The organism is Streptomyces sp. NPDC020875, assembly GCF_040641415.1.
Lineage (GTDB): Bacteria > Actinomycetota > Actinomycetes > Streptomycetales > Streptomycetaceae > Streptomyces.
Genome location: NZ_JBFADP010000008.1, coordinates 138,112 through 151,684, shown reverse-complemented (window position 1 = coordinate 151,684; position 13,573 = coordinate 138,112). Strand labels below are relative to the sequence as shown.

Below are 13,573 nucleotides of genomic sequence, written 5' to 3'. Positions count from 1 at the left end.
CCACGGGGGCGCCGATAGGAACATTTCCGTCCGGCAAGGGAATTGGTGAGCTTGTGAGTCAGATCGTCGTCAAGCGCCCACCACGGGCCCTGCCTTCCGAGGTGCCCGGCAACCCGCTCCAGTTGCAACCCCCTCCGGAACTGCCCCGCGGGCAGCAGGAGGGCGCGCTGATGCAGTTGCTGCCGATGCTGGGCATGGGCGGTTCGGTGGTCTTCTTCTTCATGACACCGAACCCCATCATGCGGATCATGGGCATGATCATGATCGCTTCGACGATCGCCATGGCCATCGCCATGCTGGTCCGCTACCGGCGCGGCACCCAGGGGGAACTGGCGGATCTGCGACGCGATTATCTGAAGTATCTGAACCAGACCCGCCGCCAGGTGCAGCGGACCGCCCGGCTCCAGCGGGACGCCCAGTACTACCTCCACCCCTCGCCCGAACAGCTCTGGGCGCTGGTCGCCGAGGGCAGCCGGGTCTGGGAGCGGCGGATCGGCGACGCCGACTTCGGCCAGGTCAGGATCGGTCTGGGCAGCCAGCAGCTGGCCACCCCCGTGATGGCGCCCGAGACCGCGCCGGTCGACGATCTGGAACCGCTGACGGCCAGTGCCATGCGGCAGTTCCTCACCGCGCACAGCACCCTCGACGATCTGCCGCTCGCGGTGTCGCTCCGCGCCTTCTACCACCTCACCGTGAGCGGGCACGCCGAGTCCGTACGGTCCACCGCCCGGTCCGTGATCGCGTCGCTGACGTCCCTGCACTCCCCCGACGACCTGGTCGTGGTGATCGCCGCCAGCCGGGAGTCGGTGGACCGGTGGGAGTGGGCGAAATGGCTGCCGCACCTCCAGGCCGACGGCGCGGGCGACGGCGCGGGCAGCCGCCGGCTGATCACCGTCGACCCCCGGGAGCTGGACGAACTGCTCACCGCCCGGGTCGACGGCCGCCCCCGTTTCCAGGGCGGCGGTACGCCCCTGCTGGACCAGCCCCATGTGGTGGTGGTCCTGGACGGCCAGTCGGTCTCCCCCACCTCACCGCTGGCGGCGCCCGAGGGCATCCAGGGCGTCACCGTGATCGAGGTCGTCCCCGGTGACGTGACCGGGCCGCGCGGCGGGCTCTCCGTCGTCGTCACCCCCGACTCGCTCCGGCTGGAGTCCGGCCACGGAATGGTCTACGACGGGGCGCCGGACCGGCTGAGCACCGAGGCGGCCGAGGCGCTCGCCCGCCAGCTGGCACCGCTGCGGATGGCCACCGGCGGCGACGACGACCAGCCGCTGCTCGCCAATCTCGACTTCACCGATCTGCTCAATCTGGGCGACGCGGCCTCCGTCGAGGTCAGCCGCACCTGGCGGCCCCGCTCCCAGTCGGAGCGGCTGCGGGTCCCCATCGGCGTCGGCGAGGACGGCGTACCCGTCATGCTCGACCTCAAGGAGGCCGCGCAGGAGGGCATGGGACCGCACGGCCTCTGCGTCGGAGCCACCGGCTCCGGAAAGTCCGAGCTGCTGCGCACCCTGGTCCTCGGGCTCGCCGTCACCCACTCGTCGGAGACCCTGAACTTCGTCCTCGCCGACTTCAAGGGCGGCGCGACCTTCGCCGGTATGTCGCAGATGCCGCATGTCGCGGCCGTGATCACCAACCTGGCGGACGATCTGACCCTGGTCGACCGGATGGGCGACTCCATCCGCGGCGAGCTGAATCGGCGTCAGGAACTCCTCAGGGACGCGGGCAACTACGCCAATATCCACGACTACGAGAAGGCCCGCGCGGCGGGCGCCCCGCTCCAGCCGATCCCGTCGCTGGTCCTGGTCATCGACGAGTTCAGCGAGCTGCTGACGGCGATGCCGGACTTCATCGAGATGTTCGTCCAGATCGGCCGGATCGGCCGCTCCCTCGGCGTCCATCTGCTGCTCGCGTCCCAGCGCCTGGAGGAGGGCCGGCTGCGCGGTCTGGAGACGTACCTCTCCTACCGGATCGGTCTGCGGACCTTCTCGGCGGCGGAGTCCCGGGCGGCCATCGGCGTCCCGGACGCGTACACCCTGCCGAACGTGCCCGGCTCCGGGTATCTCAAGTTCGGTACGGACGAGATGGTGCGGTTCAAGGCGGCGTACGTCTCCGGCACCTACCGGGAGGGCGGCGACCGGGTCGTCACCGCGGGCGGGGCGCTGCCCGTCGACCGGCGCCCGGTACGGTTCACGGCCGCGCCGGTCCCCGTACGGTACGTCCAGCCCACCGCGCGGCCCGCCGTACCGGACACCCGGGCCCCCGAGGACGACGCCCTCGCCGACACGGTGCTCGATGTGATCGTCCGCAGGCTGGAGGGGCGCGGCGCGGAGGCCCACCAGGTGTGGCTGCCGCCGCTCGACAACCCGCCGACGCTGGACGAACTCGTCCCCGGGCTCGCCAATGTGGAGGGCCGGGGCCTCACCCGGCCCGGCTACGAGGGCGCGGGGCGGCTCGTCGTACCGCTGGGCGTCGTGGACAAGCCCTTCGAACAGCGCCGGGACACCCTCTACCGCGACTTCTCGGGCGCGGCGGGCCATATGCAGATCATCGGCGGCCCGCAGTCCGGCAAGTCGACCCTGCTGCGCGGTCTGATATCCGCCTTCGCCCTCACCCACACCCCGCACGAGGTGCAGTTCTACGGGCTCGACTTCGGTGGCGGCGGCATGTCGGCGGTGGCCGGGCTGCCGCACGTCGGCGGGATCGCGTCCCGGCTCGACCCCGAGCGGGTACGGCGTACCGTCGCCGAGGTCCACGGCATCCTCACCCGCCGCGAGGAGTACTTCCGCAGCGCCGGAATCGACTCCATCGCCAGCTTCCGTACGATGCGGGCGCGCGGTGACATCTCGGTGACGGACCAGCCCTGGGGTGATGTCTTCCTGGTCATCGACGGCTGGGGCAACTTCCGTACGGACTACGAGGCGCTGGAGCCCGCCGTACTCGACATCGCCGCCCGGGGACTCGGCTACGGCATCCACGTCGTCCTCTCGGCCGGCCGCTCCATGGAGGTCCGGGCCAACCTCAAGGACCTCCTGATGAACCGGCTGGAACTGCGGCTGGGCGACACAATGGACTCCGAACTCGACCGCAGGGTCGCCGCGAACGTCCCCACCGGGGTGCCCGGCCGGGGTCTCACCCCGGAGAAGCTGCACTTCATGGCGGCGGTACCGCGGATCGACGGCATCAACTCCGACAGCGACCTGTCGGAGGCGACGGCGGCGATGACCCAGGAGGTCACCCGGCACTGGACGGCCCCCGGGGCGCCCGCCGTACGGCTCCTCCCGCGCGAGCTGCCCGCCGACCGGCTCCCGGCGGGACATGCCGACCCGCAGCGCGGAGTGGCCTTCGCGATCGACGAGAACAACCTCGAACCGGTCTGGCTCAACTTCGAGCGCGACCCGTTCTTCCTGGTCTTCGGCGACAGCGAGTCGGGCAAGTCGAACCTGCTGCGACTGCTGATCAAGCAGCTGACCCAGCGGTACGACGGCGACTCGGCCAAGTTCTTCGTCATCGACAACCGGCGGGCGCTGCTCGACGTCACCCCGGCGACCCATCTCGCCGAGTACGTGCCCATGTCCAACGCGATGGAGCACCATGTCGACGCCCTCGCCGACCTGATGCAGCGCCGTACACCGTCGGCCGACGTCACCGCCCAGCAGCTCCGGGACCGCAGCTGGTGGCGGGGCCCGTCGGTCTATGTCGTCGTCGACGACTACGACCTGGTCTCCACCTCCAGCGGCAACCCGCTCGGCAGGCTGACCGAGCAGCTGCCGTTCGCCCGGGACGTCGGCGTCCGGTTCATCATCGCCCGCAGCGCGGCGGGCGCCAGCAGGGCCTCGTACGAGCCCTTCATGCAGCGGATGATGGAACTCGGCGCCCAGGGCGTACTGCTCTCCGGCGACCCCCAGGAAGGCGACATCCTCGGCGGGGTCCGGATGCGTCCGATGCCGCAGGGGCGGGGCATCTTCGTCTCGCGGCAGCGGGGGAACCCGCTGGTGCAGACGGGGCTGATGCCGGAGGACACGCTGTAACCCAGGAGGGGACGGACACGGGTGTCCGAACCGAGGGCCCGCGACGATCAGGTCGCGGGCCTTCGGCATGTGCGGGGGGTCTGGGGGTCGGGTGGGGGGCTTTGGGTGGGGGGCCGGGGGCTCCGGGTGGGGGGCTCTGAGTGAGGTGGGGGCGGTCTTGCGGGGGTCCGGGTGAGGCGGGGGCGGGGCGGTCTTGAAGGGGGTCCGGCTTTGCGCCATTCTCCGGTCGGCTTCACGGTCGGCGGCGAGTTCTCCGAGCCCCCGGGAGCGGCGACTCGTTGTAATGGGCGCCGACGCCGCCGCGCCCCTCGGAGGCCCGTGCCGACGCGCCCCGGGGCGTACCGCCGATCCGGCGTCACCACAGGAGGGAGCCCTCGATGGCATGGGAAGAATGGGACCGGCTCAAGGCGTCCGCGGCGGAGCGCGGCTCCACCGGAATGCGCCTCAACGGCCTCCCCGAGGACGAACGACCGGGCAAAGCCGGGGTAGGGGACCTCAAAGTCACACACACCAACCTCGCGGCGGTCGGTGACCACGCGTTCAAGCTCTACCAACGGTTATGGCCCGAGGCACGGCAGGCCGTGATCCCCGGCACCGAACGGGCCGCGGCGAACCTCAGCTCGCAGGATTTCGTGCTCGGCGGAGCGCTCCAACAGGTCGCGGACCGCTGGGAAAAGCAGCTCAGGTCGCTGATGGACGCCTGTGCCCATATCTCCAACCATATGGATTTCAGCCAGAAGACCCACCAGGGTGACGACGGGTGGATCCAGCGGTCCATGAGCAGTATCGCCACCCTGGACCAGGGCTTCGACGACGACCACGCGCCGAAGGGGGCGCCGAACGGGGTCTACGCGCGGAAGGACGGCGACAACGGTGGGGCCTCGTCATGAACTTCACCGCCCTGCACGACGCGAGCTTCGAACTCCTCGACCAGGCCGTCGGCGACTGGCAGCAGGTCGTCCGCAACTTGGAGAAGCTGGAACGGGACGCCCGCGACGGACTCCGCGGCCAGGCGCACAAGGCTAACTGGGCAGGGGTGAACGCGACGGTCTCCCGTCAGTTCATCGGGAAGACCGCCGGAGAGTTCGGGGACGCGCACACCCAGGCCACATCGATCCACAACATCCTCGGCGACACCCGGACCGAGCTGAAGACCTGCCAGAAGAAGCTCAAAGAGGTGGTGGCACGCTGCCGGGCGAAGAACATCGTAGTCGCTCCCACCGTCTTCGGCGGATTCACCGTCACGAAGTCCCCCGCCGGCGGGACAGAGGCCGATGCCGAAGTCGCGCGGGTTCCCGAGGGCACCCCGGACGAGACGATCGGGTTCCGCGACGAGATCCAGGCCCTGCTGAACAAGGCCGCCGATATCGACGCCAGCGCGGCACGAGTACTGAAGGCGCTGGCCGCCCAGGCGGACCTAGGCTTCTCCGACGCCGAGTACGCCGACCGGGACGCAGGAGCGGAGGCACTGGAGACGGCCGACCGGCTGGCGGAGATCGCCAAGGACCCGGCGGGCCTGACCCCTGACGAGTTCGCCGCCCTCAACGCGGGACTGAAGCGGTACGCCCACGACGAACTGTTCGCGGAACGCTTCGCCACCGTGGTCGGACCACGAGGAGTGGCCGAGTTCTGGGCCGGGCTCGGGACCGACCACCGGTCGGGAGACGTCCGGCGAGCCCATGGCGACGACTACGACGATCTGCAGCAGTACCTGAGCTTCACCCTCGCCACCGCGTCCCAGAGCGACACCCCCGCCATGACCCGGTGGAAGAACGACATGATCGATCTGGGCGACCGACAGATCGGCGGCGGCATCAACGCGCCCCTGGGCTTCCAGGTGATGAGCAACCTCATGCGCTTCGGCAACTACGACGACAAATTCCTCATGGACTATGGCACCGCACTCATGGCGGAGGAACGGCAACAGGGCGACAACGGCCGGAGGACCGCGTTCGAGCGGGCCCACGTCACCCCGGTCCTCAACTACACGGGAGGGGACTCCGGTGTCGACCCTCTGATCGGCTATCTCAAGGGCCTCTCGGGAAGCCCGGCGGCGGCGACTCAGTTCTTCGGAGAAAGCTTCGTCGGCACGTCCGACGACCACGAATTCAAGCAAGGGAAGGAGAAGGCCGAACTCAGCAACTTCGACTACATCTTCGAAGAGCGCACCTGGCCCATGGACCACTCGGGCAAGGACAGCCCTGCGGGCCACGACTTCCTGGCCCAAGCCCTGGAAGCAGCCACCACGGGCCACCCGGCAGGCGAGATGCCGACCGTGGACACCCCGCCTCACACGAAGGAGCAGGCGGCGCTGGTGGAGAAGCTCGTCCAATCGATCAGCGCAGACACGAAGCGACTGACCGACCATATGCAGATGGCGGACAGCTTCGGCCAGATCGTGTCGGAGTATCTGCCGGACATCAACCGAGGACTGGCCAACGATCCACTCGGCAACACAGACAAGCTCTTCCCGATCGCGGGGGCCGAAGCAAATCTGAAGCCGCACGAGATCTCACGCTTCTTGGTCATCATCGGACAGTCACCCGAGGCCAATGCGGCCGTGCAGGTCGGCCAGGCCGCATACATCGGCCATCTGATGGACTACCACCTCGACCCGAACCTTCCCCAGGCCCAGCGATACCCCCACCCACCGCAGGACATCGTCGAACTGATCTCACGCCGCGCTGGCGAGGTAGACGGTGCTTTGGCTATCGGACGCCAGGAGGCCATTCTCGGCCCTGCCGACAAGGCGGTGCAGGACTTCCAGAACTCGGTGGCACAACAAAAGAACGCCTGGTCGGGCGCCATCGGTATCGGAATCGGCGCCGGTGTCAGTTTTGTCGCGACTCCGCTCACAGGCGCACTGGTCGGGGGCACTGCGGGAACTGTCAGCAGCCTGGTACTCGAGCATGTTTTCCAGCAGTCCGAAACGAACCAACTGCAAGAGGCATCCCAGGAAGCCTCACCCATCTGGTCCATCAGCAGGGAGGAAAGTGCCGCCCGCGTACAACTAGCGGCTGAGGAAGCAGCTCGAATTCACGGCCTGGACAATCAGAGCCAGGTCAAGGACTGGGCACTCAGCGGCGTCCACAACGGATTCAATGACGCCACGAACAGCGCGGCAGAAATGTCCGACGACCTGACAACTGAGGTACCAAAGAAGTGATTCACCGAAGTATCACCTTAGCCGCCACCGTGACGGCCACCTGCCTGGCGATCACCTTATCGGGATGCAGCGAGGCAAAGGAACCGCAGAAGAGATCTTACCAAGTGCCCAGGGATCTGTGCGGCTACCCGGTCCCCACAGCTGCCCTTGAGCCGCTTCTCCCGCCAGGAGAAAAAATCACTCTTCGATCAAAAGACTTGTCCGCCTACAGGCGCTGCACACTCGTCGTGGACGGCGAGCGTTCCATCTCGGGACGCATAGTCTGGAACGACAAGGACAGTACGGTGAAGAAAGTAGCCGTACGCGAAGACCCTTACACCGACCTTGTTGATGTAATTTCCACCGACCAGAGTTATGCATACTCAGAAAAGGGCGGGGTCAGTGAAGTAGTATGCCCGGACCCCGAGTTGGCCCACCGTAGAGATATGCAGATGCACGTCGTCATTATCGCCCACGATGATCTGGAACGGGACGGAAAGAAGGTAAGAGAACTTCTCCTCTCCTACCGTGACGCCCTTGCCCAGTCCGCCGACTGTCGCGGCAACACAAAACCCAACTAGAAAAGTGAACAGCATCGGGGTGGGCATCTCCCGCGCATGCCCACCCCGATGCCCCGTCGGCTACGGCTTAGAAGTAGCCCGCCGCCTTCTTGTCACCCGCCGAGTACGCCGGGCCCGCCTCGCGGACCGCGCGGGCGATGCCCTTCAGCGCGTTGTGGATCTGCCGCGTCTCGGTGTCCCACTTCTTGTGAGCCGCGTCGGCAGCCGTCTTGGCCTCACCCTCGAAGGTGGAGGAGACGCTACGGATCTTGTTCTGAAGGTCTTCGAGCGTCTGGTCCAGACGCTGCGCCTGCTTCTCGATCGTGCTCGCCGCCTGGTCCAGCGACGCGTACGTCACGAGCATGACGCCGTCATTGCCCTGTGCCATGAGTCGTCCTCCAACTGCCATTCTGAAAATTGGTTCTGTTGTAGTGCGCCGGGTCGCGGCGCCTGTCAGTAGCCGGCGATGTTCGAGGTCGCGGCGCGGGTCGCGCCAGCGTCACCCGAGAAGCCCGCGGTCACGTCGACGCCCTGCAGCGCGGCACGGACCTCGTCTTCGGTGTTGCCCGCGGTGGTGCGGGTGACCTGGATCGCTTCCTGGAAGTTGAGCATCAGCTTGGCGATGCGCACCATGCCCTGGTTGATCTCGGCCTGCTTGACGTCGAAGGCGCCGGCACCGATTCCCTTCCAGGAACCCTCCAGGCTGTCGATGACACCCTGCAGGTTCTGCAGCTGTCCCTTAACGTCCTCGAACTGCCGAGAGATCTCGTCCTGGAAATCCTTGAGACTCTGATCGCCGACCTTCTGGACTGCTGACATATCCCGGTCTTCCTTTCCCTGTTGTTTCTCTGGGTTGTGCGTAGTGGCTGGTGTTGCGAGGGGCCGCGCTCAGGCAGCGCGCCGTCGCAGGAAGAAGAAGGCACCCCCGGCGAGAACGACCACAGCCACGGCGCCTCCGATGATGAGGCCGGTGTTGCTGTCATCCTTCTCGCTCGTCTTGCTGGAGCCTGCCACGGCGGCTTCGCCTGCGGAATCGCTCTTGGGCGCTTGTGACGAGGCTGGTGCAGAAGACGGGGCGGGGGAAGCCTGAGGGCCTGTCTTCATGTTGGTGAGGGGGCTGATGTCCGGCGCGCCGGGGTCGCCCTTTTTGTCGAGGATGATCTGCGCGGGGCGGATCAGGCCGTGGCCGAGGTAGTTGCTGCGAGTGCCCTTGGCCCAGCTTCGCCCGGCAGTGTCGATCAGGGCACGAAGGACCTGGTTGGCGGTCCAGTCGGGGTTGGCGGACCAGACGAGCGCGGCGGAGGCGGAGGCGATGGCGGTGGCAGCACTCGTGCCGCTTCGCTTGCAATAGCCTTTAAATGACCTGTTGCACCAGACTGGGACATCATTGCCGGGAGCCGCAATGTCAACATTGTCACCATGCTGCGAGAACTCGCCGACGGTTCCGTCCTTGCCAGCCGAGGCTACTCCAATAGCGTCAGGGTACGCCGCCGGATATTGGGGCTTGTTCCCCTCCTTCGCATTGTTTCCCGCACCGGCAAACAGCAGCTTCCCCTTGCCGTGAGCATATTCGACGGCGGCCCTTTCCTCCGCCGTGGAGTACTCACTAGCAAAGGAAACATTAATAATCTTCGCTTCGCTGTCGGCTGCCGCTCGAATGGCATCTGCCGAATCTTGGGCGTTGACCTTGTTCTCGTTCTGGAACTCCGTGTTGGAGATCCGCATCGGCATGATCTTGGCTCCTGGGGCTAGTCCCCGAAGCCCTCCACCATTTCCGGTACCGGCAATCATTTCTGCCATGGTGGTGCCGTGGCCGTCATAGTCGTCGGTTTCATCGCCCTGAGCCTCGGTTGCATCAAGACCCTTAATCACTTGACCTCGAAGTGACGGCGTCGCAGGGTTCACACCTGTATCGACCACTGCAACCGTAATGCCTTGGCCTGTAGTGACCTTCCACATCTCGTCGGCACCCATGACGTCGAGGTACCACTGGTCGGCTGGTCCTGTAGCAGCCGAGGCCGTGCCCAAAGCGCCACCGGTCCAGACGCAGGTGGCCACCAAAGTGCACACCATGCTTCGCCGAAGAACGCGAGATGCACTGCGCTTCCGCATCTGGATCATCCGTGCCGTCATCGTGGCTTCGAACCTTCCCAGTCCTTAGTCGATTACCGGCGGTCCGGCATTGCGCCGTTGCGCCGTCCATGTCTCTTCGTCTTCCGTCAGATAGTCGGGGCGAGTCGACTCGGACCGCTCTTCTTCCCTGTCCGAGGGCGTTCGGCCGGGGCGTCCGCCCACCAAACCCGCTCCTCCGGTCGTGAAGTTCCCCCTGCTCCCACGGGAACCTGCGTTGCTCCCCGAACGAGGCGCCCCGACGACACCGTTGACGCTCTGCGCCCCGCCGCCGATGACACCCGGCTGCGGCCGGGCCGCCGATCGGGCGTTGACCGGGCCGTCCGCGCCCACGATGGTGCCACGAGGGATCCGAGGCGCGTTGGTCCCTCCGGTCGCGCGCTGAGGTGTACCGCCGACGATTCCGTCACGGCCCGCCCGAGATCCGGCGGACGGCGTATTCGGGCGTCCGGCCATGGGCTGTGCAGATTGCCCTCCACGACCCGTGATCGGACCTTGCCCGCCTGCGGCCGGACCTGTGGCCATCGGATTTGCTCGTCCCATGGGCGACGGTTGGCCCCCAGGGCCCATCGGCCCGGTGGGCCGCCCGACGGGATTCTGGGCACCGGTCGACGACGGAGGCGCACCACCGATGACGGGCTGACGTCCGGGCCCGTACGGCTGACCCGGCGTGGCGCGCGAAGTCACATGGTTCTGGCCGCCCTGGCCAGGACCGCCTGCGGACTTCGAGACGAACGGCGGGGGCGATCCTCCAGGCCCGGGCTTGAAGGTGTTGGGGGGCGTGGCGACCACCGGGGGCCCCATGGGCGGGGTCTGAACGACCGGAGGGCCTCCGCCCGGACCTGGGGCGATGATGGGAGGCGGCGCCGAGTTGGGATTCGTGGGCGGCGCCACGGGAGGCGCGACGCTGTCGATCTGCATCGACGGGTCGCGGCCGGGAGTCGTCTGCGGCGTGCCACCGACCTCGGCCCGGGGCGGCTCTCCATAGGATCTGGGACCTTCCCGGCGCTCCGAGACAGATGGAGTCGCGGGGGTACCCGACAACCCTCCCTTCCGGTTCTCGGCAGGCGAATCTCCGATGACGACCTCGCCCGAGGGCCGTGGCACATCCGCCTTCAGCACCCTGTCGAACTTCGGCGCCTCCTGCCCCGCCAGGGCCTGTTCCGAGACCGCGTAGAAGGAGGCCAGGCGGTTCATCTGGTTGATGGCCTCCTGGCGGTTCTGTTCGGCCTTCTTCGCGGCGACGTAGTCCGGGTTGGTGTCGACGCGTTCCGGGACCGGCATCGTCTTGGCGTCGTGCTTGACGAGGCGGTTGTCGCGTTCCGGCATGGAGTTGCGGACCGAGGCGAGGCCCGTGCCGGCGACGCGGATCTGGGTGGCGGCGACGTCCGCGAACGTGCTCAGTTTGTCGGCGTGGTCGGCCAGGGCCTTGCCGAAGTCGCGGAACGCCTCGCCGGACTGGCCTTCCCAGTGGACCTTGCCGACGTTGGTGCGGAGTTCCTCGGCGGCGTCGCTGAGGGCCTTGCGGGCGAGCCAGAGGTTGTCGCCGGCGTTCTCCAGGTCGGCGGGGTTGGCGCTCTGCACCATGTCGATCATGGCGTTGAGCGCGTGGCCCTCGAAGTCGGTTCGGGCGAAGGCTCCGTTGCCGCCGAAGACGGAGGTGACGGCGCGGGTGATATCGGTGATGCCGAGCTGGGCCTGGACGCGCGCCAGGTCCTGCTTGTGCTGTTCCGCTGGGGTCAGCTCCGGCTCTTTGTCGTTGTCAGTCATGTGTCACCGCCATTCCGTTCCGGCGCTCTTGTCGTTGGTGTTCGCCGGTGCGTCCGTCTTCGGGCGCTCGCGTTCGCGTTCGGCGGCGCGCTCCTGGTCGAGGCGGGCCTGGATCTGGGCGAAGCGGACGCGGCGCTCCTCGTCGACGTTGTCCGTACCGACATCGGCGGAGTAGACCGCGATGTTGAGGGCCTCGATCTGGTCTCCCAGGCTGCGGGAGAGGGAGATCAGGGCCTGGTGGACCCGGTTGTACTGGTTGAAGAGACCGTCCGCTTCGGCGAATGCTCCGCCGGGTCCGCTGAGGGAACCGCGGTTGACGGTCTGTTCGGAAACCTTGGACTTGCCCGCGGCACTTCCGTTGAAAGTGGCGAGCAGGGTGTTCACCCGCTTCTGGAAGGTGGTCAGTGCCAGGTAACCCTTTTCGAAGTCACCTCTGGCCCTGCCCCCGCCCCCGCCATCGGCTGGATAGACCACTATGCCCTTTCCTCCCCGTTTGCTCCTGCTGCACCACATTGCCAGTGTGATGATTCGATCTTCTTGAAAAGAGACCGCTTACCACTCTAACGACTGGCTATGACAGTCCCAAGTGGCTTAGTGGGTCCACCACTTCCCGGACGTCCCCCGGTGCCGCACCCGACCATCTCATCATGGCGGTGGTACGGCCGGGCCGGGGGGCGCCGGGTCTCCTTCGGATCTCCCCGAGTCAGCCGCCCGCGACCCGGCTCGCCCGGCGGCGGGCGTCGCGGAGGGCGACGGCGGCGCCGGAGATCACCGCGACCAGGACTCCTCCGCCGATCACGACGTAGGTGGCGAGCCGGGCGTTGCGTTCCTGGGCGGTCTCGCCCAGGTCGTACCGGGCCGGGCTTGGGGCCTTGCCGCGGACGAGTCCGCCGGCCTCGACGGGCTTCTCCAGGGGGCGTTCGTCCTCGGTGAGGGCGCGTACGGGGTCGACGATCCCCCAGCCGACGAGCCGGTCGTGGCCCGGGGTGGAGCGCTCCGCCGTCTGCTGGATCTGAGCGATGATCTGGTGGGGCTTCCAGCTGGGGTGCTTGGCCTTGACGAGGGCGGCGAGTCCGGCGACGTAGGGCGCGGAGAAGCTGGTGCCGTTGTCGGCGCAGTGGCCGCCGAGCGGGACCGTGGTGACCATGTCGACCCCGGGGGCGGCGACGTCGACGAAGTCGCCGGACTGGGAGAAGGCGGCCCGTTCGTTGTTCCGGTCGGACGAGGCGACGGCCAGTACGCCTTCGTACGATGCGGGGTACGTCTTCTTGATGTTGCCGCCGGAGCCGTCGTTGCCCGCGGAGGCCACCACCACGACCCCTTCGGCCAGGGCCCGGTCGACGGCTTCCTTCAGTGCCTCGGCTGGGGCGACTGCGTCGGCGGTGTCCTGGGAGATGTTGATGACTCCCGCGCCCCGGTCGACGGCCTCGTTGATCGCCTTCGTCAGTGACGCGGCGTCGCCGTTGCCCTCGGCGTCGTTCTGTTTGATGGGGATGATCGTGGCGCCGGGCGCGAGGCCGACGAAGCCGGTGTCGGCGGCGGGCCGGGCCGCGATGATCCCGGCGACCTTGGTGCCGTGGCCGACCTCGTCGGTGGTGCCGTTGGCGGCGCCGCGTTCGATCTTCTCTCCCTTGTCGTTCTTCTCCGGGAGGAGGTTGAGGCCGTTCTTCGCGTCCACGGCCTTGCTGAGCTGGGGGTGTTTGATGTCGACGCCGGTGTCGATGACGGCGACCTTGACGCCCTTGCCCGTGGACTGTTTCCACAGTTCGTCGAGGAGTACGCGCTGGAGCGCCCAGGGGCGGCCCTTGTACGGCTTGCTCGGGTACTCGCACTGGGTACCGCTGGCGGTCGCCTCACCCGCCGTGACGGGTACGGCCGCGAGGGCGAGGGCGGTGGCCGCGCAGACGGTCAGGGCCCGGCCCGGGGAGGGGAGTGTCATC

10 protein-coding genes are annotated in these 13,573 nt (G+C 67.6%); 4 read left to right on the top strand and 6 right to left on the bottom strand.

What is annotated here, in order from left to right; genetic code table 11:
- Positions 1–53: 53 nt before the first annotated feature.
- From eccCa to AB0G74_RS07075, 4 genes are all read left to right on the top strand, one after another.
- Entirely contained in the window at positions 54–4,028 is a 3,975-nt protein-coding gene (eccCa, locus tag AB0G74_RS07090; protein WP_361141538.1) for a type VII secretion protein EccCa, read from the top strand.
- A 377-nt stretch (positions 4,029–4,405) separates the two neighbouring features.
- The gene (locus AB0G74_RS07085) at positions 4,406–4,918 is read left to right on the top strand and encodes a hypothetical protein (RefSeq protein WP_361141537.1); all 513 of its coding nucleotides are present in this window, start codon (positions 4,406–4,408) and stop codon (positions 4,916–4,918) included.
- Entirely contained in the window at positions 4,915–7,194 is a 2,280-nt protein-coding gene (locus AB0G74_RS07080; protein WP_361141535.1) for a hypothetical protein, read from the top strand. The genes AB0G74_RS07085 and AB0G74_RS07080 overlap by 4 nt, the downstream gene beginning before the upstream one ends.
- Before the next feature lie 104 nt (positions 7,195–7,298).
- Positions 7,299–7,754 (top strand): hypothetical protein, encoded by a 456-nt coding sequence (locus AB0G74_RS07075; protein WP_361141533.1) that lies wholly within the window; start codon positions 7,299–7,301, stop codon positions 7,752–7,754.
- 67 nt (positions 7,755–7,821) lie between these two features.
- Here the strand turns inward: AB0G74_RS07075 and AB0G74_RS07070 are convergent, their stop codons facing one another.
- The 6 genes from AB0G74_RS07070 to mycP form a co-directional block, all read right to left on the bottom strand.
- Positions 7,822–8,121 (bottom strand): WXG100 family type VII secretion target, encoded by a 300-nt coding sequence (locus AB0G74_RS07070; RefSeq protein WP_361141531.1) that lies wholly within the window; start codon positions 8,119–8,121, stop codon positions 7,822–7,824.
- A 65-nt stretch (positions 8,122–8,186) separates the two neighbouring features.
- Positions 8,187–8,552, bottom strand: coding sequence for a WXG100 family type VII secretion target (locus tag AB0G74_RS07065; RefSeq protein ID WP_358828095.1), 366 nt, complete (start codon positions 8,550–8,552; stop codon positions 8,187–8,189).
- Between the two features lie 69 nt (positions 8,553–8,621).
- Positions 8,622–9,866, bottom strand: coding sequence for a S8 family serine peptidase (locus AB0G74_RS07060; RefSeq protein ID WP_361141528.1), 1,245 nt, complete (start codon positions 9,864–9,866; stop codon positions 8,622–8,624).
- Between the two features lie 24 nt (positions 9,867–9,890).
- The gene (locus AB0G74_RS07055; protein WP_361141526.1) at positions 9,891–11,633 is read right to left on the bottom strand and encodes a hypothetical protein; all 1,743 of its coding nucleotides are present in this window, start codon (positions 11,631–11,633) and stop codon (positions 9,891–9,893) included.
- Between the two features lie 3 nt (positions 11,634–11,636).
- Positions 11,637–12,107, bottom strand: coding sequence for a hypothetical protein (locus AB0G74_RS07050; RefSeq protein WP_361141524.1), 471 nt, complete (start codon positions 12,105–12,107; stop codon positions 11,637–11,639).
- Between the two features lie 229 nt (positions 12,108–12,336).
- Positions 12,337–13,572: a type VII secretion-associated serine protease mycosin gene (gene mycP / locus AB0G74_RS07045; RefSeq protein ID WP_361141523.1), complete on the bottom strand. Its 1,236-nt coding sequence runs from the start codon at positions 13,570–13,572 to the stop codon at positions 12,337–12,339.
- Position 13,573: the final 1 nt, after the last annotated feature.